General features: G+C 67.3%; 23 protein-coding genes. 14 read left to right on the top strand and 9 right to left on the bottom strand.

Going from position 1 to position 21,030, the window contains the following annotated elements:
* Positions 1-40 precede the first annotated feature (40 nt).
* Positions 41-1,492 carry an aldehyde dehydrogenase family protein gene (locus tag DQG17_RS14055; RefSeq protein ID WP_116133470.1) on the top strand — a complete coding sequence of 484 codons (1,452 nt, stop codon included), beginning with the start codon at positions 41-43 and terminating at the stop codon, positions 1,490-1,492.
* A gap of 14 nt (positions 1,493-1,506) precedes the next feature.
* Here DQG17_RS14055 and DQG17_RS14060 read toward each other — a convergent pair whose 3' ends face one another.
* On the bottom strand, positions 1,507-2,178 hold the full coding sequence (locus DQG17_RS14060; RefSeq protein WP_116133471.1) for a DNA mismatch repair protein MutT: 672 nt from the start codon (positions 2,176-2,178) through the stop codon (positions 1,507-1,509).
* 5 nt (positions 2,179-2,183) lie between these two features.
* Positions 2,184-2,606, bottom strand: coding sequence for a DUF983 domain-containing protein (locus DQG17_RS14065; RefSeq protein ID WP_116133472.1), 423 nt, complete (start codon positions 2,604-2,606; stop codon positions 2,184-2,186).
* 171 nt (positions 2,607-2,777) lie between these two features.
* Here DQG17_RS14065 and DQG17_RS14070 point away from each other — a divergent pair, with 171 nt between their 5' ends.
* The 4 genes from DQG17_RS14070 (at position 2,778) to DQG17_RS14085 (ending at position 5,043) form a co-directional block, all read left to right on the top strand.
* Positions 2,778-3,347 carry an EF-hand domain-containing protein gene (locus DQG17_RS14070; RefSeq protein ID WP_116133473.1) on the top strand — a complete coding sequence of 190 codons (570 nt, stop codon included), beginning with the start codon at positions 2,778-2,780 and terminating at the stop codon, positions 3,345-3,347.
* A gap of 101 nt (positions 3,348-3,448) precedes the next feature.
* Positions 3,449-4,048 carry an RNA polymerase sigma factor gene (locus DQG17_RS14075; RefSeq protein ID WP_116133474.1) on the top strand — a complete coding sequence of 200 codons (600 nt, stop codon included), beginning with the start codon at positions 3,449-3,451 and terminating at the stop codon, positions 4,046-4,048.
* Positions 4,038-4,442, top strand: a complete 405-nt coding sequence (locus DQG17_RS14080) for a hypothetical protein (RefSeq protein ID WP_116133475.1) — start codon at positions 4,038-4,040, stop codon at positions 4,440-4,442. Before DQG17_RS14075 ends, DQG17_RS14080 begins: the two co-directional genes overlap by 11 nt.
* Positions 4,443-4,455: 13 nt before the next feature.
* Positions 4,456-5,043 carry a periplasmic heavy metal sensor gene (locus DQG17_RS14085; protein ID WP_116133476.1) on the top strand — a complete coding sequence of 196 codons (588 nt, stop codon included), beginning with the start codon at positions 4,456-4,458 and terminating at the stop codon, positions 5,041-5,043.
* A 48-nt stretch (positions 5,044-5,091) separates the two neighbouring features.
* Here the strand turns inward: DQG17_RS14085 and DQG17_RS14090 are convergent, their stop codons facing one another.
* Positions 5,092-6,501 (bottom strand): diguanylate cyclase, encoded by a 1,410-nt coding sequence (locus DQG17_RS14090; protein ID WP_116133477.1) that lies wholly within the window; start codon positions 6,499-6,501, stop codon positions 5,092-5,094.
* 109 nt (positions 6,502-6,610) lie between these two features.
* Here DQG17_RS14090 and DQG17_RS14095 point away from each other — a divergent pair, with 109 nt between their 5' ends.
* From DQG17_RS14095 to DQG17_RS14130, 8 genes are all read left to right on the top strand, one after another.
* Positions 6,611-6,889 carry a DUF3572 domain-containing protein gene (locus tag DQG17_RS14095; protein WP_116133478.1) on the top strand — a complete coding sequence of 93 codons (279 nt, stop codon included), beginning with the start codon at positions 6,611-6,613 and terminating at the stop codon, positions 6,887-6,889.
* Between the two features lie 20 nt (positions 6,890-6,909).
* The gene (locus tag DQG17_RS14100; protein ID WP_198666125.1) at positions 6,910-7,605 is read left to right on the top strand and encodes an HAD family hydrolase; all 696 of its coding nucleotides are present in this window, start codon (positions 6,910-6,912) and stop codon (positions 7,603-7,605) included.
* A 261-nt stretch (positions 7,606-7,866) separates the two neighbouring features.
* The gene (locus DQG17_RS14105; RefSeq protein ID WP_369908036.1) at positions 7,867-8,463 is read left to right on the top strand and encodes a heme NO-binding domain-containing protein; all 597 of its coding nucleotides are present in this window, start codon (positions 7,867-7,869) and stop codon (positions 8,461-8,463) included.
* A complete protein-coding gene (locus DQG17_RS14110; RefSeq protein WP_116133481.1) occupies positions 8,460-9,515 on the top strand; it encodes a GGDEF domain-containing protein in 1,056 nt (351 codons plus the stop codon). Before DQG17_RS14105 ends, DQG17_RS14110 begins: the two co-directional genes overlap by 4 nt.
* 376 nt (positions 9,516-9,891) lie before the next feature.
* The gene (locus DQG17_RS14115; protein ID WP_116133482.1) at positions 9,892-11,160 is read left to right on the top strand and encodes an MFS transporter; all 1,269 of its coding nucleotides are present in this window, start codon (positions 9,892-9,894) and stop codon (positions 11,158-11,160) included.
* Positions 11,161-11,213: 53 nt separating this feature from the next.
* Positions 11,214-11,867, top strand: a complete 654-nt coding sequence (gene msrA / locus DQG17_RS14120; RefSeq protein WP_116133483.1) for a peptide-methionine (S)-S-oxide reductase MsrA — start codon at positions 11,214-11,216, stop codon at positions 11,865-11,867.
* Between the two features lie 25 nt (positions 11,868-11,892).
* The gene (locus tag DQG17_RS14125; protein WP_116133484.1) at positions 11,893-12,453 is read left to right on the top strand and encodes a hypothetical protein; all 561 of its coding nucleotides are present in this window, start codon (positions 11,893-11,895) and stop codon (positions 12,451-12,453) included.
* A 60-nt stretch (positions 12,454-12,513) separates the two neighbouring features.
* Entirely contained in the window at positions 12,514-13,383 is an 870-nt protein-coding gene (locus DQG17_RS14130; RefSeq protein WP_116133485.1) for a 50S ribosomal protein L11 methyltransferase, read from the top strand.
* A gap of 4 nt (positions 13,384-13,387) precedes the next feature.
* Here the strand turns inward: DQG17_RS14130 and DQG17_RS14135 are convergent, their stop codons facing one another.
* Positions 13,388-14,797 carry an SLC13 family permease gene (locus DQG17_RS14135; protein ID WP_116133486.1) on the bottom strand — a complete coding sequence of 470 codons (1,410 nt, stop codon included), beginning with the start codon at positions 14,795-14,797 and terminating at the stop codon, positions 13,388-13,390.
* A gap of 68 nt (positions 14,798-14,865) precedes the next feature.
* Between DQG17_RS14135 and DQG17_RS14140 the strand changes: the two genes are divergently transcribed.
* Positions 14,866-15,720, top strand: a complete 855-nt coding sequence (locus DQG17_RS14140; RefSeq protein ID WP_116133487.1) for a helix-turn-helix transcriptional regulator — start codon at positions 14,866-14,868, stop codon at positions 15,718-15,720.
* Here DQG17_RS14140 and DQG17_RS14145 read toward each other — a convergent pair.
* Genes DQG17_RS14145 through peaB form a run of 5 tightly spaced genes read right to left on the bottom strand, consistent with a single transcriptional unit; the run spans position 15,688 to position 21,027 of the window.
* Positions 15,688-16,329: a hypothetical protein gene (locus DQG17_RS14145; RefSeq protein ID WP_116133488.1), complete on the bottom strand. Its 642-nt coding sequence runs from the start codon at positions 16,327-16,329 to the stop codon at positions 15,688-15,690. The two genes, DQG17_RS14140 and DQG17_RS14145, sit on opposite strands and share 33 nt — an antisense overlap.
* Entirely contained in the window at positions 16,326-18,128 is a 1,803-nt protein-coding gene (locus tag DQG17_RS14150) for an ABC transporter ATP-binding protein (RefSeq protein ID WP_198666126.1), read from the bottom strand. Before DQG17_RS14150 ends, DQG17_RS14145 begins: the two co-directional genes overlap by 4 nt.
* Positions 18,129-18,156: 28 nt before the next feature.
* A complete protein-coding gene (peaD, locus tag DQG17_RS14155; protein WP_116133490.1) occupies positions 18,157-19,245 on the bottom strand; it encodes a quinohemoprotein amine dehydrogenase subunit beta in 1,089 nt (362 codons plus the stop codon).
* A gap of 10 nt (positions 19,246-19,255) precedes the next feature.
* On the bottom strand, positions 19,256-19,585 hold the full coding sequence (qhpC, locus tag DQG17_RS14160; protein WP_198666127.1) for a quinohemoprotein amine dehydrogenase subunit gamma: 330 nt from the start codon (positions 19,583-19,585) through the stop codon (positions 19,256-19,258).
* Positions 19,586-19,590: 5 nt separating this feature from the next.
* Entirely contained in the window at positions 19,591-21,027 is a 1,437-nt protein-coding gene (peaB, locus tag DQG17_RS14165; RefSeq protein ID WP_116133492.1) for a quinohemoprotein amine dehydrogenase maturation protein, read from the bottom strand.
* Positions 21,028-21,030: the final 3 nt, after the last annotated feature.

A 21,030-nucleotide genomic window follows, 5' to 3' on the forward strand; every position in this document is an offset into this window, starting at 1 on the left:
GCTGGCATTCCAGTGTCCGCGGCCAATGGGGGAGGCGAGAATGAGCGATGCGACAGAGGGCTGGTTCGACAGCCGCGAGATCCTGATAGGCGGTGACTGGATCCCCGCCGCGCGGACCCTGCCGGTCGAGGACCCTTCGGACGGCACCCAGATCGGCGAGATCCCTCGCGGCAGCGCGGACGAGGTGGATCGTGCCGTCACAGCCGCCCGCGCCGCAATGGAGGGTGCGTGGGGCCAGACCCCCGCGGCCGAGCGTGGCCGCATCCTCGCCCGCATCGGCCGGCGCGTGGCCGAGCATGCCGAGACCCTGGCAAGGCTAGAGGCGCGCGATGTCGGCAAGCCCCTGTCCCAGGCCCGCAACGATGCCCTGGCGCTGGCCCGCTATATGGAATTCTACGCCGGTGCCGCCGACAAGCTGATGGGCGAGACCATTCCCTATCTGCCGGGCTACACCGTCTATACCCTGCGCGAACCGCTCGGGGTCACCGGGCATATCATCCCCTGGAACTATCCGATGCAGGTCCTTGGCCGGTCGGTCGGTGCCTCGCTTGCCGCCGGGAACGCCTGCGTGCTGAAACCGGCCGAGGAGGCAAGCCTGACCGCGCTCGCTTTTGCCCGGATTGCGGTCGAGGCGGGCCTGCCTGCCGGGGCGCTCAACGTTGTGCCGGGCCTTGGCGAAGAGGCGGGGGCGGCACTTGCGGCCCACCCCGGCGTCGCGCATCTGTCCTTCACCGGATCGTTCTGCGTCGGCCAGTCGGTGCAGGCGGCGGCGGCGGCAAATGCCGTGCCGGTGACGCTCGAACTTGGCGGCAAGTCCCCGCAGATCGTCTTTGCCGATGCCGATCTCGACGCCGCATTGCCGTTTCTTGTGAACGCCGGCATCCAGAACGCCGGTCAGACCTGTTCGGCGGCCTCGCGCATCCTTGTCGCGCGCCCCCGCTTTGACGAGGTGGCCGCGGCCATGGCGGCCCGCTATCGCAGCCTTCGCGTCGGACCGGCGCTGGCCGATCACGACCTTGGGCCGATGATTTCGGCGCGTCAGAAACAGATCGTCGCGGGCTATCTTGCCGCCGCCCCCGAGGCCGAAGTGCTCGCCCGCGGCACAATCGTCGAGGATGCCCCCGAGGGCGGGCATTATCTTGCCCCGCACCTGCTGGCCGGTCTCGCCCCCGGTCACCGGCTGGAGCGGGAGGAGATCTTTGGCCCGGTCCAGCTGTTGATCCCGTTCGAGGACGAGGCCGAGGCGGTCGCCATCGCCAATGGCCCCGGACTGGGGCTTGTCGCCGGGATCTGGACCGCCGACGGCGCGCGCCAGATGTGGATGGCGCGAGCGATCCGTGCAGGCCAGGTATTCCTCAACAACTATGGCGCTGGCGGCGGGGTCGAGCTGCCCTTCGGTGGCACCGGCCGATCCGGGCATGGCCGCGAGAAGGGCTTCGAGGCACTTTACGGTTTTACCCAGCTGAAGACCGTCGCGGCGCGCCACGGTTGATCCTGCACCCCGGTTCAACTCAGCCGGGTGATGCCCGACACGATGTCGTCGTTCTTGACGAAGGGCACGGTTTCGGGCCGCCGTCCCTGCAGGATCAGCGGGCCGATCTCGGCCAGCACCACCTCGGTGATGAAGGGCAGATCAAAGCTGCGGACCCGCGACAGCGGTATCCATTGCAGCAACTGCAGCTCGTCGCAGGCGCCCGAGAAGTCGTCGGCATCGCCGCGCACCTCTGTCGCCGGCACCAGAAAGAACCGCGCGTCGAAACGCCGGGTCCGGCCCGGGGGCGTGATGGCGCGGAACACGAACTGGAACCCCGCGGCCGACGGCCGATGGCCGGTCGCGGCAAAGCCCCGCCAGTCTGACGGCGGGTCGGGCCATTGGCCGGGCTTGCCCAGCACCAGACCGGTTTCTTCCCAGACCTCGCGGATGGCACCGGCCAGCAGCGCGGGCACCAGCGCCGGTGACGCGGCAAGCCCGAGCCTGCGCTGGCAGACGGGATCTGGCGCGCCGGCAAGCGGCACGGCGCCGTCACCGGCGTCGATCGCGCCGCCGGGGAACACGAACTTGTTGGGCATGAAGACGGCCGAGGCGCCACGCTGGCCCATCAGCACCTCGGGCCCGTCGCGGCCGGCTCGCCACAGGATCACTGTCGCGGCGTCGCGAATTGCGGCTGCATCCGCCATCGGCGTCAGGTCCTGGCCGTCTCTTCGGGCGCGCCGAAGCCATGCATCCGGCGCGACCATTGCAGGGCAACGAAGGCGCCCTTGATCCGCGGCAGCAAAAAAAGCGACAGCGCCACACAGATCACGCTGAGGCTCAACGCCATGACGAGGGGCTGCAGGTGAAGCTCGGTATAGAAAATCAGGATCAGCGGCGCCATCAGGTGGCCGACCAGCAGGATCGTCAGATAGGCCGGTCCGTCGTCGGCGCGGTGGTGGAAATAGGCCTCGTTGCAGACCGGGCAGTGATCGGCGATCTTGAGATAGCCGACAAACAGCCGACCGCGGTTGCAGTTCGGACACCGCCGGCACCACCCGCGCAGCATCGCCTGCTTCAGCGGACGGTCTTCGGGGCCTGTCTCCGGCGCGCGATGTCGTTCTGGGCCCTGCATGGCGATCTCCCTCTTCCCCCGGCTCTCTATGCCCGGCTTGATGCGCTGGCGCAACTGCGCGGGGGGGTCAGAAAACCGCCATCGGGGCGACGGAACCGGCGCCTGGCTGCGTAGAATGAACATGAAAGGGCGCGGCACGGCCGCGGCCTTGCAGAAATCGGGAGATCAGACATGACCCGCATACTTGTTCTCGGATCGGCCATCGCACTCGGACTTGCGGTCACCGGCGGCGCCGACGCCTTCGGCGGATCGCTGGCGCAATCCTCGCGGCCGAGCTTTGCCGAGCTTGATTCGAATGGCGACGGTCGCGTCACCGCGGCCGAGCTTGGCGTGCTGCCGGCGACCCGGATGAACGACCTGTTCGCCACGGCAGACCGCAACCGCGACGGCAGGATCACCCGCGAGGAGTTGTCCCGGATGACCGCGACGCGTGGCACGCTTGGGCCGCAACGGGCCGACCGGATGATGATGCGGCTCGATCTCGATCGCGACGGCACGATCACCTGGGCCGAGGCGAGGACCGCTGCGGGCCAGAACCGCAGTACTCCGCCGGGCGCACAGCTGATGGCGCGTGCCGACACCAACCGCGACGGGGTGATCACGGCCGCTGAATACGCTGCCGCAACCGCCCTGATGCAGCAGCGGCTGGGCGGTCAGGGCCAAGGCCAGCGCCAGAGCGGTCGCGGCCAGCAAGGGCAGGGTGGCCAGGGCCAGGGTGGCCGGGGTGGATGGCAGAACTGAGACAGGCCCGCGGACGTCCCCGCAGGCAGCGCGGCCAAGCCTGCGTCCATGGCGGCGAGACAATTGTACCCCGGACCTGAATGGCGTTAGTCGACAGGAAGATGGAGATGCCCTTCGATACCCTGTCCGACACGACGGACGAGACGCTGCTGGCGTCCTACGCTGGCGGCGATCGGGCGGCGGCGCGGGTTCTGACATTGCGCCTGACGCCGCGGGTTCTGGGGCTTGCCACGCGGATGCTGGGCGACCGCAGCGAGGCCGAGGATGTGGCCCAGGAGGCGATGCTGCGGCTGTGGCGGTTCGCGCCCCAGTGGCGCGAGGGCGAGGCGAAGGTTTCGACCTGGCTTTACCGAGTGGCGAGCAACCTGTGCACCGACCGCTTGCGACGGCGGCGCAGCATCGGGCTTGACGATGCCTTCGGCGAAGGCAACGAGCCCGAAGACGAGCGCCCCGGGGTGCTGGGGCAGATGCAGGAGGCGGCGCGGTTCGAGGCGCTGCGCAGCGCGCTGGCAGATTTGCCGGAACGGCAGCAGCAGGCGGTGGTTCTGCGGCACTTCGAGGGGCTTTCGAACCCCGAGATCGCCGAAGTGATGGAGATCGGAGTGGAGGCGGTCGAAAGCCTGACCGCCCGCGGAAAACGAGCGCTGGCGGCCCGGCTGGTCGGGCGGCGCGCAGAACTGGGGTTGTGCGATGACGACTGAGTTCGACAGAAACCCGGAGGGGGATCTCGACCGCGAACTGGAAGCCTTCTTCCAGGCGATGCGGACAGAGGTGGCAGAGCCGACGCCAGACCTGATGGCGCGGATTCTGGAAGATGCCTATGGTGAACAGGACCTGAGGGCGCCGGTCGAGGCGGCCCCCGTGGAGACGCAGGCGCGGGCCGGCCGGCGGTTTGGCCTTGGCGCGGTGCTTGCGGCGCTTGGCGGCTGGCCGTCGCTGGCGGGGCTTGCGTGTGCCACGATTGCCGGGCTGTGGATCGGGTTTCATCCTCCGGTGGCCGTCGACACGCTGTCGCTGGTGTTGTTCGACGGTAGCTATAACCTGACCATGGACAGTTCGTTGCCCGAGTACGGGTTCCTGCTGTCAGACGGATGAAAGGGCGCGCGACATGACCGAGACCGGATCCGCCCCCGTCAGGGCGCCGCGCCGAGGCCGGTGGCTGCGGGTATTGCTGTTTGTGTCGCTGGCGCTGAACCTCGCTGTGGTCGGGATCGTCGGCGGTGCGATTCTGGGCCGTGCCGTCGATGGGCCGGGGCCGGTCCAGGTCTCGAAGGAACTGGGCCTCGGGCCATTCCTGACCGCGCTCGATCCGGCGCAGCGCGCAGCGCTTCGTTCGGCAAGCTGGGAACGGCGGAGCGAAATGCGGGCCGGTCGGGCCGCGTGGAAACAGGCTTTCGACGAGACGCTGCAAGTGCTTCGGACCGAACCCTTCGACGCCGCGCGGATGCAGGCGCTGGTCGACCTCCAGGCCGACCTTGCCGCCAATGCGCGGAAGGTCGGGCAGGAGGTGCTGATCGCGCAGCTGACGCAGATGTCGCCAGAGGAACGTCAGGCCTTTGCCGACCGGTTGGCGCGGGACCTGCATTTCGGTCGCGGCGGTCGGTCTGACGGCAAAGGGCCCCGCGATGGGTCTGGCTATCGCGCGGGCGGCGGCGCGGGCTATGGGCATCCCCCGCCGCCGCCGCCCGATCAATAAGCTTATCGGTCCCCGAATGCTGACCGGCGCCGAGGTGCCGGCCTTCGCTTATGCGGCGGCGCGGCTTTGTTCGCCGCGGGTGACAAGGTTGCGTCCCAGCGCCTTCGAGCGATACAGAGCCTGATCTGCGGCGGCGAGGATCCCGCCAGTGTCCGGCATCGCGTCCATCTGGTTCGCGTCGACGGCCACAAGGCCGATCGAGACCGTCTGATGCAGGTCGGCCACATCGCTGATGAGCCCGGGCGGGATCGAAATTGCGGTGGCGGCAATTGCACCGCGCAGCCGTTCGGCGGCGTTTTCGGCCGCGGCGGGCGTGATGTTGGGCAGGATCGCCAGAAATTCCTCGCCGCCGATTCGGGCCACCAGATCGACGCTGCGCAGGTTCGCGGTCAGCAGCCGGGCCACCGATTGAAGCACCGTATCGCCAGCGGCGTGGCCATGGGTGTCATTGACCCGCTTGAAGTTATCGAGGTCGATCAGCAGCAGCGCATAGCCGCGGGCAGAGTCCTGCGCGCGTTCATGTACCCGGGCGAGGTGGGACATCGCATAGCGGCGGTTATAAAGCCCGGTCAGGGGATCTGTCACCGCCATCTGCAGCCCGTCGCGCACCTGCCGGCGCAGCCGGTCGGCCTGACGCTTGCGTTCAAGCTGGGTCCGCAGACGGATTGCCAGTTCACGGCCGTCGAGCGGCAGGGAAATGATGTCGGAGGCCCCGAGGTCGAGTGCCATGGTTGCCGAGCGGCGCGCCTCGGGCTCGACAACGACCAGGATTGCGGCATGCCGGGTTTGCGGGCGCGAGCGCAGTTCGGACAGCAGCATCAGCCCGTCGCCCTCGTGTTCGAGATCGGCCGCGATCAGGAAGACGTCGGGGACCCGTTCGGCAGAGCTGGAAGCAAGCGCCTTGGAGGGCGAGCAGATCTCGATCCGGTCGCGAATGACTTCTGACAGCATGCGCTCCCAGGCGAGCGCGGTCGGCCTGTTGCCGGCCACCAGACAGACCCGTCCGGCCGCGACAAAGCAGCTTGGCGCATCGGAAAATCCGAGTGCCTCGCAGGTGCCGTCGCGCAGCGAGAGTTCGGCGTCGATCGAGCGGGCGCGCAGCAGGCTGCGGACCCGGGCGAGCAGTGCCATCTCGTCGACCGGTTTGGTCATGAAATCCTCGGCGCCGGCCTCGAGTGCGGCGAGCTTGGTGGCCATGTTGGCCGATGAGGTGACCATGACGACCGGGATCCCCGCGGTGCGAGGGTCGGCCTTGAGACGGCGGCAGGTCTCGAGCCCGTCGAGCTCGGGCATTGCAATATCGAGCAGAATCAGGTCTGGCGCCTGCTCCCGCGCGATGCGCAGCGCCTCAATTCCATTCCCCGCCTGCAGCACGTCATAGCAGGCGCCGGAAAGCTTCGCTTTGAGGATGATCCGATTCGTCGCGACGTCGTCCACGACCAATATCCGCCCGGGCATCGCGCCGATCTCCTGTTCATGACCCTGTTGGAGCCTGTTGGCGTTGTTGGGAACAGTCTGTATTGAGATTGGTTAAGGAAACCTTTCGAGTCACTTCACGGAGCCGTGCATGCACAGGGATACCGCGGAAACGATTGCCCTCGATGCCCTGGCTTGGCTGGCCGGGAACGACGAGTTGCTGCCGGTATTCATGGGCTCGACCGGCGCGGGGATCGACGATTTGCGGACCGGGGCGAGCAATCCCGAGTTTCTTGCGGCGGTGCTCGATTTCCTGACCATGGACGATGCCTGGGTGCAGGCGTTCTGCACATCGGCGGGGCTTGGCCTTGATCGCCCGCTGGCGGCCCGGCAGGCGTTACCGGGCGGCGCGCTGCCGAACTGGACCTGAGCCGGGGCGGTCAGATAGCCATGAAAACCTTGCGTGGCCTGCTGTTCGACAAGGACGGCACGCTTTTCGACTTTCAGGCGACCTGGGGGGGCTGGGCCGCGGACCTGCTGCTGGATCTGGCCGCGGACGACCCGGTTCAGGCCGATGCGCTTGCGGCGCGTCTTCGGCTGGACCGGCATGCGCGGCGCTATCATCCCGACAGCGTGGCGGTCGCCGGCACCACCGAACACGTTGTGCGCGCGCTGCTGCCATTGCTGCCGGATCAGAGCTTTTCGGTTCTGTATGAGCGGATTGTTGCCGAATCTCAGAAAATCGAGGCGATCGAGGCTGTACCGCTCGTCCCGCTGCTCGACCGCCTGCGGGCGGAAGGATTCGTTCTGGGCGTGGCGACCAACGACGAGGCTGCCGCCGCCGCGGCGCAACTGCGCGGCTGCGGCGTTTTGCAGTTGTTCGATTTCGTGGCGGGCGCCGACAGCGGCCATGGCGCCAAGCCCGGCCCCGGCCAGTGCCTGGCATTTGCCGAGGCGACCGGGATCGACCCTGCCCGGGTGGCAATGATCGGCGACAGCATCTTTGACCTGAGTGCCGGCGCCGCCGCCGGTATGGTGCCGGTCGGGGTACTGACCGGCCCCGCGACCGAGGCGGAACTCGCACCTTTTGCGGCGGCGATCCTGCCTGACATCGGCCATTTGCCGGGCTGGTTGGGGCTCGGCTGAGCGCCGCGACGGACGCCGTCGGGCCAGGCTGACCTGCCGAGAAAGACCTGTAACGGGTCAGATCGTATCGACCATTGTCCAAAGGCGACGGGTCGTGCCCATTTCCATCGTCCGAAAATCCGCAGAATTCGTCGAAAGGCAGACATACGTTTGGGGCTTGCTCGACGATTTCCACGCGCCTGCGCAGCTTCGCCTTTGCCATTTGTTAAACGCCGCCCCGTAGCCTCACCGGTGACAAAGGGGTTGGGAATGCATGGGCTCGTGAATCGATCTATCCAGTGCTTTGTGCGCGATACCTACGGTACCGGGTGCTGGAACCGCGTGGCCGCCGTGCTGGATCTGGGGCCGGACGGCTTCGAGACGATGTTCAGCTATGACGATGCGGTGACCCAGCGCCTGATGGACGAGGTCGTGCGCGTGCTCGACAAGCCGCACGACATGGTGCTGGAGGATGTCGGGACCTATCTGGTCAGCCATCCCAATACGGAATCGATCCGCCGCCTGTTGCGCTTCGGCGGCGAGACATTCGCCGATTTCCTCCACTCGCTGGAGGATTTGCCGGACCGTGCCCGGCTTGCGGTCCCCGAACTGCGTCTACCCTGCCTCGATCTCGTCGAAGAATCCGAGGGGCGGTTCGCGCTCCATGTCGAGAATCTGCATCCGGGATTTGCCTTTGTCCTCGTCGGGGTGCTGCGGGCGATGGCGGACGATTACGGCGCGCTGGCGCTGCTCGATCAGCGAATGGCGCCGGACGGCCGCTACGTGGTCGACATCAGCCTGCTCGACAGCGCCTTTGCCGAAGGCCGACGATTCACGCTTGCCCGTCCCGTCGGCCCGGCCAAGGAGGCCGCGGAATGAGCGGGCAGGGCGGCACCGAAGCGGTCTGCAGCAGCACCTGTTGCGGCGGGGTTCCGGGGTTTGGTGTCGCGGCGCTGAACCGGCTGATGCCGATGCATCTGACGGTCGCGGCGAATGGCCGGATCCTCCGGGTCGGTCCGACCCTGCAGAAGCTGCGGCTGGGCTCGCGGCTTGAGGGGATGCAGCTGTTCGACCTGTTCGAGTTGCGCCGTCCCAAGGGGCTCTGTCACGTCCGCGATCTGATCGAGACCGACAGCGGGCAAGTGTCGCTGGCGTTCCGCAACGGTGTCCGCGGCAACTTCAAGGGCGTGGCGGCGGCACTGCCCTGCGGGCACGGTGTGCTGATCAACCTGTCGTTCGGGATTTCGGTTGTCGATGCGGTGCAGGCCTATGATCTGACGCTGGGCGATTTCGCCGGCACCGACCTGGCGGTCGAGATGCTGTATCTGGTCGAGGCGAAATCGGCGGCGCTGCAGGAATCGAAGAAGCTGAACCTGCGGTTGCAGGGCGCCAAGGTCGCCGCCGAGGAGCAAGCCTTCACCGATACCTTGACCGGGCTCAAGAACCTTCGGGCGATGGACCACGTTCTGGGACGGTTGATCGCCGACGGCACCCCCTTCGGGGTGATGCATGTCGACCTCGATTTTTTCAAGGAGGTCAACGATACCTATGGCCATGCCGCGGGCGATCTGGTCTTGCAGAACGTCGCCCGGGTGCTGGTGTCCGAGACCCGCGCAGTCGATACCGTGGCTCGGGTCGGCGGCGACGAATTCGTGCTGATCATCCGCGATCAGATCGACTTGCAGAAGCTCGGCAATATCGCGATGCGGATCATCGCCCGGCTGGAGGAGCCGGTCCCCTACAACGGGGTCTATTGCCGGATCTCGGGCAGCATCGGCCTGACCACCAGCATCGCCCGCGGCCGTTCCGGGCAGGCCCGCATTCTGAAGGATGCCGACCTCGCGCTCTATGCCTCCAAGGACGCCGGGCGCGGACGCTATACCGTGTTCACGCCCGATCTGGAACGCGCGCGACGCTCTCCTGACATCTGACCCCGGCCCGGACGGGATCTGACCCCGACAGGGACCGGGGCGACGAAACAGGCGCACACGCGATGTGGACCCCGGCTGCGATGGCACCCCTTGCAGTGGGCCCCGCAAGAGGTGCCATTGCCAAGGCAGGACCCTCCGGCATGCGTCCCAGGCAGGCGCTGTAGACGACAGGATGCTACAGTCTGTCCGGACTTGACTGCCCCTGCCGTGGCTCTGCGGACGGCAGGGAGACGGCAGGGAGATTGACCGAACCACGGTCATCTGGCCCAACGCGCGACGTCTCCGGGGCCGTCGATGTCCGGGCTTTGAAGGCCTGTTCCGGATCGGGCATACGTGGACACTTTCCAAACTCCCTGGCCCCGCGTAAGCAGTTTGCATGCGCACCATGAGCCTCTCCGACTCCGCCAACTTGCCGCGCTGGCGGCGGCCCGAGACCCTGCTGTTCGTCACAGCCGCGGCGATGCCGATCGCGTTTGCGACCTGGACCGCACTTCTGAACAACTTTGTCATCGAAGTTGCCGATTTCAACGGTTCGGACATCGGCTGGCTGCACACGGTACGCGAGATCCCGGGCTTCCTCGCAATCGGCGTGATCCTGGTGATCCGGCTGATGCGCGAACAGGTCTTGCTGCTCCTGGCGCTCATGCTGCTCGGGCTTGCAACCGCGGTGACGGCCTGGTTCCCCTCGCTCGGCGGGATCCTGACCATTACCATGCTCAGCTCGATCGGATTCCACTATTACGAGACGATCAACCAGTCGCTGCAACTGCAATGGATCGACCGCGCCCGCGCGCCGAAGATGCTTGGCTGGCTGCTGGCGGCGGGATCGGCGGCGACGCTGGTCGCCTATGGGCTGATCGTGCTGACCTGGAAGACGTTCGATCTGGATTTCAACACGGTCTACATGACCGCGGGCCTGACCACGGCGATCGTCGCGGCTGCGGCCTTTGTGCTCTTCCCGCAGTTCGAATCGCCGACCCCGCAGACCAAGAAGATGGTCCTGCGGCGGCGCTATTGGCTCTATTACGCGCTGCAGTTCATGGCGGGCGCCCGGCGGCAGATATTCGTCGTCTTCGCCGGTTTCATGATGGTCGAGCGCTTCGGCTTTGCGGTTGAAGACGTTGCCGCGCTGTTCATGATCACGCTCGTCACAAATGTCGTTGTCGCCCCGCTGATCGGCCATGCGGTCGCGCGGTTCGGCGAGCGGCGGGCGCTGATGTTCGAATATTCGGGGCTCGTGCTGATCTTTCTGGCCTATGGCGGCGTCTACAGCTTCGGCTGGGGCGTGATGATGGCCGCCGGGCTCTATGTCATCGACAACATCTTCTTCGGTCTCGCGCTGGCGCTGAAGACCTATTTCCAGAAGATCGCCGACCCGGCCGACATCGCGCCGACGGCGGCCGTGGCCTTCACGATCAATCACATTGCTGCGGTGTTCCTGCCGGCGGCCCTCGGCTATCTGTGGCTCGTCGCGCCGTCGGGGGTGTTCGTTCTGGCCGCCGTCATGGCCAGCGGATCGCTGGGGCTTTCGCTGTTGATCCCGCGCCATCCGCGGCCGGGCAACGAGACGGTGCTGGCCCGCCTGCGTCCGGTCGTGAGCCAAGGGTCCGAACCGTCGGCCGTCGAACCGGCCCTTGCAGAGTAGCGTTAACAGCCGCAGGCGCCCATATAGATGGCAGGAAACGATAGGAGACACCGATGTTCCTTGCCAGACGCGACAAGATGGAGCTGATTTCCCCCGACGCGGCGCTGCCCGGACGGGCCGAGCCGATTGCCACCGCTGCAACGCATTTCGTGTTCGGGCGTCCGTTGACGCTCGAGGTGCCCGAGGGTCTGCAGGTTGCGATCGTCGGAATGGGGTGTTTCTGGGGGGTCGAACGGATCTTCTGGCAGCGCCCCGGGGTCTGGCTGACCATGGCGGGCTATGCCGGCGGCTACACGCCCAATCCGACCTATGAAGAGGTCTGCGGCGGCCGCACCGGCCATGCAGAAGTGGTGCGGGTCGTTTTCGATCCCGAGGTGATGCGCTACGGCGATCTGTTGAAGCTGTTCTGGGAAAGCCACGATCCCACCCAGGGCATGCGCCAGGGCAATGACAGGGGTACCCAGTATCGATCGGCGCTCTACGTTGCCGACGCCGCCCAGCGGGCCGAGGCCGAACGCAGCCGAGACAGCTATCAGGCAGCCCTGAATGCTGCGGGACGCGGCAGGATCACGACCGAAATCCAAGATGTTGCAGAGTTCTTTTTTGCGGAGGCCTACCATCAACAATACCTTGCCAAGAATCCCGCGGGCTATTGCGGAATCGGCGGAACAGGGGTCACTTGCCCAGCGGGGCCTCAGGGCGCCTGAACCGGCAGGGCAGGGGTACGGCGCATTGGCTGGTCATCGGATCCACATCTTCGGGGCCAGCGGCACCGGCACGACCACGGTGGGTCGGGCGCTGGCCAATGCGCTGGCCACGCAGCATTTCGAGACCGACGATTTCTACTGGATGCCGACCGATCCGCCGTTCCGGGTGAAACGTCCGATCCCCGAACGCCGCGCCCTGATGGAGACGGTGTTCCTGCCGCGGCGCGACTGGGTGTTGTCGGGATCGATCCACAGCTGGAGCGAGGGCATCGCGCAGCGGTTCACCCTTGCCGTCTATCTGGAGCTTGATACCGATACCCGGCTGTCGCGGCTGCGCCGGCGCGAGCGGTGGCGTCTGGCGCTCGCCGACGGCGGCGCCGACGGCGAGCAGGAAGAGGTCGACGCCTTTCTGGAATGGGCGGCGGGCTTCGAGGACGGGTTGTTGCCCGGGCGCAGCCGCACCGGGCTCGACAGTTGGGCGGACGAGCTTGACTGTCCGCTGATCCGCCTCGGTTCGCAGGGGCCGGTCGATGCAATGGTGGCGCAGATCATGGCGGCCCTTGACCACGAGAAACGGCTGGACTAGCGCGGGCACCAGCCGCGACCCGGACCCCCGTCGGGAGCGCCCGACCACAGGAGCCGCCCGATGCCGATCTTTACTGCACTGACCACGCTTCCCGGCAAGGACCGGGCCGAGGCCCTGGGCGAGGCGATGGAGGATCTGATCCCCGAGCCGACCGGCATCGGCATTCTCGAGATCGAGGACGGATCGGGCCTGTGGGAGGTCGGCGGCTATTTCACCGAGGCCCCCGACGATATTGCGCTGGCCCTGCTGGCGGCAGCCTATGGCGCGAAGGCCTTCGCCATCTCGGAAGTGCCCGAGGTCGACTGGGTCGCCAAGGTCCGGCGCGAACTTGCGCCGGTGCAGGCCGGCCGGTTCTGGCTCTACGGCAGCCACGACGCCGCCAGCGTCCCCGACGGGGTCGAACCGCTGCTGATCGAGGCGGCGATGGCCTTTGGCACCGGTCATCACGGCACCACATTGGGATGTCTGCGCGCCCTCGACCGGCTGATCGAGGCGGGCGAACGGCCGTTGCCGGTGGCCGATATCGGCTGTGGCACCGCGGTGTTGGCGATGGCTGCGGCACGGGTCTGGCCCGGGGTGATGATCGCATCAGACATCGATCCGGTGGCAATCGAGGTGGCCGAGGCCAATGCCGTGGCGAACGGGCTGGAAGGCCGGTTGCGCTGTGTGGTGGCAGCGGGACTCGAGCATGACGAGATCGCGGCTGCCGGCCCCTTTGGCCTGATCTTCGCCAATATCCTCAAGGGTCCGCTGGTGACCCTCGCCCCCGATATCGCGGGTGCGCTGCAGCCCGGCGGCTTTGCCATTCTCAGCGGGTTGCTGACCGAACAGGCCGCCGACGTGCTGGCGGCCTATGACGCGGTGGGCCTGTCGCTGCACGACCGCGAGGACATCGGCGAATGGGCGACGCTGTGCCTGCGCCGGGCGTGACGGCTCAGATCCAGCCCAGCAGCCGCCACCACAGATAGTTGATCGGCACCAGCACGATCAGCGAGATTGCCGCCAGTGGCAGGGTAATGCGCAACAGGGTCCCCAGACGCTCGCCCGAAAGCTGCATGGCAACGACGAGCGGTCCGACCTGATAGGGGAACAGCACGGTCGAGAACCCGATGACCTGGGTCATCAGCACCGCGGGCACGCTGAATCCGGTCACATTGGCCAGATCCGGCGCCATCGGCGTCAGAACGGCCGGGACCCCGGGCACGGTCGCGATCAGCCCGGTCAGCGTCGACATGACGACCAGCGAGGCGAAGTTCACCGCGTCGCGTCCCGCTTCCAGCGGCAGGACGTCCTGCAGCAACTGCCCGATCATGGCACCCAGCCCCGAGGCATTGACGATGGCGCCAAGTGCCAGCGCGCCGGCGACAAACAGCAGCGTGCCGAAATCGACGGAGGCCTTGAACGCCGGCGGCGTCACCACGCCGATCCCCGGCATCAGCAGGATCGCCGAGGCGGCAAGCCCGATCCAGGCCGGGTTGATGCCGTGCCAGCCGTCGGTCATCCACAGGGCGAGCGTGACCAGCAGGATCGCCATCACCCGGATCTGCACGCCGCGGTTGAAACCGGCGCCGGGCGTGCCGTCGTGATCCTTGTGCGAGGCGATCTCTGCGGCCTCGACCGTGGCCGGGAACAGCCGCAGCACCAGCAGCACCGTTGCCAGCGACTTCAGGACGCCAAGCACCGGATAATGCAGCAGCAGATAGTCGGCATAGGTGAAATGCACGCCAAGGATGGTTTCGGCGCTGCCGGACAGGATCACGTTGGGGATGTTCGAGGGCAGGATCGCGAAGCTTGGCATGTTGCAGCCGACGGCAAGCACGGCGGCAACGCCGATCCTGCCGTTCGATCCTGTGCCAAAGCCGCAGCGCTCGGCCAGCGCCATACCGATCGGCACCATCACCACCGCGCGGCCAAGCGATGAGGGCATGAGAAACCCCAGCGCCATGCAGGTCAGCATCAGCCCGCCGATCAGCCGCGGATAGCTGCCGGTCAGCATGGGACCGACCAGCGATGCCAGCCGCTCGCCCAGACCCGAGACCGAGATCGCGCTGCCGATGACAAAGCCCGAGATGATCAGCCAGATCGCCGCCGAGGCGAAGCCCGAGAACACCAGCTCTGGCGGCGCAAGCCCGGCAATGATCGTCACCGCAAAGAAGATCAGGCTGGCCAGATAGCCCGGCACCAGCCCGGTGCCCCAAAGCGACAGCGTCACCAGCACGATCCCGAGGGTTTGCGCCTGATGCGGGCTCAACGCCGCAGGCGGCAGGATCGACAGCCACAGTGCCACCAGCACGAGGCCCGCGACGAACAGTTGCTTCCCTTCAATTCCGGCTTTCGAGGGCATCGAACCTCCGCTCGTTCAACAGACGCGCGACCCTAGCCCGACGTCGTGAATTGCGTTAGAGCGAAATAATGACAAAGGATGTCGCCGACACGCCAAACTATGTTCCCAGCGGCAAGGGGTTTGTCGACGATCCCGCGCGGCCGATCCTGGTCTATGCGCGGACGCGTGCCGCGGGGGCGACGATCCCGCCGCACCGGCACCCGCGCAGTCAGCTGCTGTGGGCCTGGCAGGGCGTTCTGCGGGTGACGAGCGCGGGCTGCGTCTGGATCGTGCCGCCAAGCCACGCGGTCTGGATCCCCGGCGGAACACTGCACGACGTCGTGACCGAAACCGACGTCGAGATCCGCAACCTCTATGTCGATCCCTCTTGCCCGATCCGGGCCGAACCTGAGGGGCAGTGTTCGGTGCTGCTGTTGACCCCCTTCATGCGCGAACTGATCCTGCGGCTTGGCGGTGCCGACATGCGGGCGCCGTTCGACGCGCCGCTGCGGCGTCTGTGCGCCGTCGCCCTCGACGAGATCGAGGCGCTGGAAGAGGCGCCGCTGAACCTGCCGGGCGGGCAGGACCCGCGGCTTTTGCGGCTGACCCGGCATCTGCGCGGCCATCCCGAGGATCCACGGCACCTGAACCAGCTTGCCGCCATTGCGGGGGCAAGCCCGCGCACATTGGAACGGCTGTTCCGGCGCGAGACCGGCCTGACCTTTCGCCAATGGCGCAGCCGGCTGAAGCTGCTCGCTGCAATCGAATTGCTGAGCCGCGGGCAAAGCAGCACGGCCATCGCCTGGTCGCTCGGTTATCGCAGCCCCAGCGCCTTTGTCGCGGCGTTCCGCCAGCATTTCGGCCGTGCGCCGCAGGCGTTCCTGCACTCCTGGCAGCAGGGGGCCGCTGGCTCAGCCAGAATCGGCCTGCCTGCCGGCGAGTGAACCCTCCGGTGCCGGCTCACGGCGCCGTTCGCGGCCGTGAAACCGGGCTGTGGCGGCCAGACGGCTGGCGACAGTGGCGGGGTCTCCGCCGCGCTCCAGATCGGCGGCCAGAAGCCCGCTGAAATGCGCCGCGGCAATGCTGGCGCCCGCCATTGCGTCGGGTGCGGGCAGGGCCGGGCAGGCGCCGAACCAGCGTTGGGCGGGGTCGAGGGCGGTGTGATCCGGCGCCCCGCAGCGGGCATCGCCCTGCACCGCAAAGACGGATGGATGTGCGGCGGGCCAGATCGGCCGCAGTCCGCGCGCGGGGCGCGCCGCGACCACCAGCGCACCGGTGTCGAGCAGCGCCTCGAGCGCCGCATCGAGCGGCACCGCCGCCCGTGGCAGGCCGAGCGAGCAGTGGACGATCTGCGGTGCCGCGGCGCGGGCGACGGCAAGTGCGCGGATCAGCCGGTCGAGCGAGGTCGAAAGCCCGCCGTCGAAGACCGGAAAGCACTGGATCTCGACCGCCGCCCCGGCGCGGCGGATGGCGCGGACCATGGCCGTTGCGTGCAACCGGGCCGGGGTTTCGGGGCCATCGAGCGGGCCGTCGATCAGCGCGAGGCGGATCATGCCGGGCTCGGCGCCAGGATACGGTCAAAGGGGCCGTGGACGCCCGCATCGCCATGAGTGGTGATAATGCGGGTCCGGTCGGCCCAGCGGGCATGAAGGCGGGCCATGATGCGGGCGGCAGTCGCGGCATCGACCTCGCTTAGCGCCTCGTCAAGAACGATGACCCGGCCGGGCGCCACCAGTGCCCGCGCGAGGCAAAGCCGCTGTCGTTCGCCGCCCGAAACGGTCAGCCCGTCTTCGCCGATCACCGCCGACAGCCCGGCCGCGCGGAACCTTTCGTCAAGCTCGACCAGCGCCAGACGGTCGTGAAGGGTGGCGTCGGACGCCTCGGGGCAGGTCAGCCGCAGGTTCTCGGCCAGGCTCGCGCGCAGCACGAAGGGACGTTGCGGCACCAGCGTCACGGCGCGGCGCAGCTGGGCCGGGTCGATCTGGCGCAGGTCGATACCGTCGAGCAGGACCCGACCCGCATCCGGGTCGGCGTGACGATGCAGCAGTGCCAGCAGGCTCGATTTGCCGATGCCGCTTGCCCCGGTCAGCAGGCAGGCCTCTCCCGGCGCGATTTCGGCGTTGACCGGGCGGAACAGGCCGCGCAGGGTGACGGCGTCGAAGCAGATCGCACCGCCTGTGCGGGGCAGCGGCCGCGGGCGGGACGGCGGCGTGATCGTATCGGCGGCCTGCAGCAGCCCGCCGATCCGGTCGAGCGCGGCGCGGGTCCGCGCCTGCGCGTGCCACAGCCCGATCAGCGATTGCGTCGGCCCGGTCAGGAACCCCAGATAGGCGAGGAAGGCGATCAGCGAGCCAAGCGGCCAGTCGCCGCGGATCACGGCCAGCCCGCCGGCCAGAAACACCGCCCCGCGCACCAGGGCCGACAGGACCTGCGGCACGGCGCGGGTCGCCTCGCCCCACAGGTGGGCGGCGACGGTGCGGGCGTTCAGATCGCGTTGCGCGGCCTCGATCCTGTGGCTGACAGCGGCCTCGGCGCCGACGGCCTGAAGGCTGCCAAGCCCGGCAAAGATCTCGCCCAGTTGACCGGCGAACCGGCCACGCGCGGCGCGGCTGTCGCGGGCCAGCCGCTCGGTCCGCGGCCGGGCACGGGCGAAGAACAACAGCTCCAGTGGCGCAAGGCTCGCAGCCAGCAGCGCAAGTTTCCAGTTGAGCACGGCCAGCAGTATGGCACCGCCGCAAAGCCGCACCAGCGCACCGCTGCCGGTCAGCAGCGCGTTGAAGGCGAATTTCTGCACCTCGGCCGCATCGCCGTCGATCCGCGCCATCAACTCGCCGGTCTGATGCTGCGCCCGCCAGGACGGCGGGCGGGTCAGGACGGCGCCGATCAGGCTGCGGCGCAGATCGGCCAGCATGGTGACCGAGGCGCGCATGTGCAGCACGCTGCTGAGCGCGCCGAGCCCGAGAGCGGCAAGGCCCACGGCGAACAGCGCAAGCGACCAGGCGACAAGGGCCGAGGCATCGCCCGCGACCAACCCGCGATCGATCACCAGCTTGGTGATCCAGGGCGGCAACAACCCGATCCCGGCACCGACCAGCCCTAGCAGGAACAGCAGCGCCAGACGCCTCTGTCGCGCCTGCAGCAGCGGCAGCAGCCAGGGGGCGGTACGGGAATCGAGCAGGCCTCCGGCGATCAGGCGCCAGGGGCGGGAAAGAGTGTCGGGGGAGGCGGCGCGCCGTTCGGGCGGTGTGTCCGGCGCATCAGCCCCGGATCGCGCCCGCCCACCCCCAGGCGGGCGCGATTGCGCGCCCACCCGGCCGGGCGCGATCCTGAGTACGACGCTCGACGGTTCCATCACGTGGCCCTGTGCATCGAAATCGGCCCTACTCCGCCTTCGCGATCTGCAGTGTCGTGATCGCCATGTCGGCGCCGGTCGGGATCTGCATCTCGCCGATCCGTTCCAGCGTCTCGGTGTCATAGACCCCGATATCCGCATTGGTGCCGCCGACATAGACTTCGGACCCGTCCGAGGAGATGTTGATCACGTAATAGGTGTGCGGCAGGTCCACCCGCTTGATCAACTCGCCGGTGTCGACGTCGTGCTTCGACAATTGGGTATAGACCCCGAACAGCTCGTTCGGCCGGACCGGGTTGCGCACGCCCGAGAACATGATGACCTCGAAACTGGCAAAGTCGCGCACGTCGGTTTCGCCGGTCTTCAGATCGACCGTCGAATAGCCCCAAACGAAATCCGCGATGTCCGACATGGTCTCGTCGGTGAACAGCGCCGCCGAATACATAAGAAGGAATTCGTCGTTCTGGGTGCCGATGGGCCAGAAGGCCAGAACGTCGGGCGGCGAATGGCGCGGCATGTCCCAATGCGCGTTGGGAATGGCGACTGTCGTCGTCCCGTCCGACGGATCGATGGCAAAGATGTCGTGTCCGGCGGCATAGACCAGTCCGGTGTCGCCCGCGGCCATCACCGTGACCCGCCGCGGTGCCTCGAAACTTGCCTTTGGCTGGGCATCGAGGCCCGCCTCCGCGTCGAAGACGACGAATTCGGGCGGCAGGGTCTCGTAGCGGTCGATCAGCTTGCGGACCTGATTGCGGATCGCATAGATCTCGGTCCCGTCGCGGCTGACCGCGAGCGAGGCCATGCTTTTGCGCGTCACGTCCTTGCTGCTGCCGACCGCGTGAAACACCTTTTCGCAGGTCGCAAGGTCGATGCCGATCACGTCCTCCCAAAGGTTCACCACCAGATAGGCGATGCTTGAATCGGGCGACATGACGATGACGCCCGGCATGACCTGGCCGCCGATCGGGCAGGACTGGATCAGGCTGCGTTCGGTGGCATCGAAGACGTAGAGCGTGTTGTCCTTCGCGGTGGTGACCAGCAGGTCCCTGGCCGCAAGCGGCATCGCGGAAAGGCCGAGCCCTGTGGCAAGCGCCAGGACGGAAATCAGTCGTTTCATCGCTGTCTCCTCAGGTTTCGCTGTCGCCGGGGAACACCGACCCGAGCGCGCGCCAGTCGGTTGCGGCCGAGCCGACGCCCTGGTTCCACTCGGGATAGCTCGACATCGTGTCGGGCACCTGGGCGGGCCACCAGCAGGGGTCCGAGCAGCCATAGAGGTCGGCCTCCATCGGCTGGCAAAGGGCTGCGACGCCGCCGAAGGGGTCGACCTCCCATCCCGGATCGAAGGTGGTGGTGCAGCCCGCGGGCACCGTCTGCATGGCGCGCACCTCGTCCATTCCGGTGTCCTCGCCGGAGAGGGCCCGGGTCACCCGGGCGGCCTTCTGGTTGAGCGGTTTCATGGTCGTCAGGCCCTCCTGGCTTGTGGTCTGGCCGCGGTCGCGGGGGCGAAAAAGCCCGGCCGCGCGGCGGCGATCTCGGAATAGAGGCGGATGCCGAAATCCACCCAGTCGCGCATCAGGTCGCAGTAATGATACGCGGGTTTCAGCGGGTCGGAGAAATGCGCATAGCTTTCGTGATAGCAGCCGCCTGAACAGATGCTGCGGATCCGGCAGGTGGCGCAGCCCTTGTCGGTGCGGTCGAGCCGCTGGGTCAAAAAACCCTTCAATGCCTCGCGCCGCAGCCCGGTGTCGACATGGCCAAAGGTTTCCATGTCGGACCCGGTGAAGCGATGGCAGAGGTTGACCTCGCCCGCGTGATCGACGGCCAGAAGGCCCAGACCCGCGCCGCAGGGCAGCGATCTGGCGCGCCCCTCGGTCAGGTCCTTCATCAGGTTCTGGATGTTCGAGAATCCAAGGCTTTCGCCCCGCAGCGCGGCATCGCGATAGCGCAGGCCAAGCCGCTTCATGCCGGCGAAGACCTCGGCCAGCTCGTCGCCCGACAGGTTGAAGATCGCCATGTCGCCCGAAGTGACCGGTGCCATGCCGACCTCGGCAAATCCGATGTCGTATTTCAGATGCTCGAAGATCTCCTCGACCGCTGTCACCCCGGCGGTCAGGGTCACGCGGGCGCCGACCGGGCGCGATTTGTAACGCGCCAGCAGCATCCGCGCCTTGGCGGCGACCACATCATAGCTGCCCTTGCCACCAACCGTCTTGCGCCGGAGGTCGTGCAGCGCCTTCGGCCCGTCCATCGAGATCGTCAGGCCAAAACGATGCGCGTCCAGCCAGTCGACGATCTCTTCGGTCAGCAGCGTCGCATTGGTGGTCATGGTAAAGCTGACCCGCTTGCCAAGGGCCGCGAACCGCGGCTCGGCGTGTTCGACCACCGCCTTGATCAGCCCGAGGTTCGACAACGGCTCTCCGCCGAAGAACACGAGGTTATAATCGTCGCGATCCGGGCTTTCCTTCAGCAGCAGGTCGATCGAGCGCACGGCCGTCTCGAACTCCATCCGCCGGTTGTTCTTTGGCGTATCGAGGTCTTCCTTGTAGCAATAGCTGCAGGACAGGTTGCAGCCGGTGTTGACGTTCAGCACGATGGTGCTGAGCGGGAATTGTTCGATCTTCGCCGCCGGGCGGTCGGGTTTCGGCCCGCCGGCATCGCAGACGATATCCAGATCCATCAGATCCTTGATACTGCCCGCCACCCGGTCGGGGTCCTGTCCCGCGAACCGCGCTGCGACCTCGTGGGCGTCGAGCGTGCCGCGTTCGGCGAAAAAGCCCAGCACCTCGCCCTCGAGCCCGTCAAGCTCGAACAGCGCGGTGGTGGGGACGTGAAACAGCAGCTCGCGCCCGTCCACCCGGACCCGGTGCGCGTTCTGCGGCTGAAAGAAGAGTTGTCCCATGTG

Source organism: Tropicimonas sp. IMCC34043, assembly GCF_003390845.1.
Taxonomy (GTDB): domain Bacteria; phylum Pseudomonadota; class Alphaproteobacteria; order Rhodobacterales; family Rhodobacteraceae; genus Tropicimonas.

What these genes read in the sequence shown, in the direction of transcription:
- DQG17_RS14055 (WP_116133470.1), top strand. Translation starts at nt 41, where the DNA reads ATGAGCGATGCGACAGAGGGCTGGTTCGACAGCCGCGAGATCCTGATA.
- DQG17_RS14060 (WP_116133471.1), bottom strand. Translation starts at nt 2,178, where the DNA reads ATGGCGGATGCAGCCGCAATTCGCGACGCCGCGACAGTGATCCTGTGG.
- DQG17_RS14065 (WP_116133472.1), bottom strand. Translation starts at nt 2,606, where the DNA reads ATGCAGGGCCCAGAACGACATCGCGCGCCGGAGACAGGCCCCGAAGAC.
- DQG17_RS14070 (WP_116133473.1), top strand. Translation starts at nt 2,778, where the DNA reads ATGACCCGCATACTTGTTCTCGGATCGGCCATCGCACTCGGACTTGCG.
- DQG17_RS14075 (WP_116133474.1), top strand. Translation starts at nt 3,449, where the DNA reads ATGGAGATGCCCTTCGATACCCTGTCCGACACGACGGACGAGACGCTG.
- DQG17_RS14080 (WP_116133475.1), top strand. Translation starts at nt 4,038, where the DNA reads ATGACGACTGAGTTCGACAGAAACCCGGAGGGGGATCTCGACCGCGAA.
- DQG17_RS14085 (WP_116133476.1), top strand. Translation starts at nt 4,456, where the DNA reads ATGACCGAGACCGGATCCGCCCCCGTCAGGGCGCCGCGCCGAGGCCGG.
- DQG17_RS14090 (WP_116133477.1), bottom strand. Translation starts at nt 6,501, where the DNA reads ATGCCCGGGCGGATATTGGTCGTGGACGACGTCGCGACGAATCGGATC.
- DQG17_RS14095 (WP_116133478.1), top strand. Translation starts at nt 6,611, where the DNA reads ATGCACAGGGATACCGCGGAAACGATTGCCCTCGATGCCCTGGCTTGG.
- DQG17_RS14100 (WP_198666125.1), top strand. Translation starts at nt 6,910, where the DNA reads ATGAAAACCTTGCGTGGCCTGCTGTTCGACAAGGACGGCACGCTTTTC.
- DQG17_RS14110 (WP_116133481.1), top strand. Translation starts at nt 8,460, where the DNA reads ATGAGCGGGCAGGGCGGCACCGAAGCGGTCTGCAGCAGCACCTGTTGC.
- DQG17_RS14115 (WP_116133482.1), top strand. Translation starts at nt 9,892, where the DNA reads ATGCGCACCATGAGCCTCTCCGACTCCGCCAACTTGCCGCGCTGGCGG.
- msrA (WP_116133483.1), top strand. Translation starts at nt 11,214, where the DNA reads ATGTTCCTTGCCAGACGCGACAAGATGGAGCTGATTTCCCCCGACGCG.
- DQG17_RS14130 (WP_116133485.1), top strand. Translation starts at nt 12,514, where the DNA reads ATGCCGATCTTTACTGCACTGACCACGCTTCCCGGCAAGGACCGGGCC.
- DQG17_RS14135 (WP_116133486.1), bottom strand. Translation starts at nt 14,797, where the DNA reads ATGCCCTCGAAAGCCGGAATTGAAGGGAAGCAACTGTTCGTCGCGGGC.
- DQG17_RS14140 (WP_116133487.1), top strand. Translation starts at nt 14,866, where the DNA reads ATGACAAAGGATGTCGCCGACACGCCAAACTATGTTCCCAGCGGCAAG.
- DQG17_RS14145 (WP_116133488.1), bottom strand. Translation starts at nt 16,329, where the DNA reads ATGATCCGCCTCGCGCTGATCGACGGCCCGCTCGATGGCCCCGAAACC.
- DQG17_RS14150 (WP_198666126.1), bottom strand. Translation starts at nt 18,128, where the DNA reads ATGGAACCGTCGAGCGTCGTACTCAGGATCGCGCCCGGCCGGGTGGGC.
- peaD (WP_116133490.1), bottom strand. Translation starts at nt 19,245, where the DNA reads ATGAAACGACTGATTTCCGTCCTGGCGCTTGCCACAGGGCTCGGCCTT.
- qhpC (WP_198666127.1), bottom strand. Translation starts at nt 19,585, where the DNA reads ATGAAACCGCTCAACCAGAAGGCCGCCCGGGTGACCCGGGCCCTCTCC.
- peaB (WP_116133492.1), bottom strand. Translation starts at nt 21,027, where the DNA reads ATGGGACAACTCTTCTTTCAGCCGCAGAACGCGCACCGGGTCCGGGTG.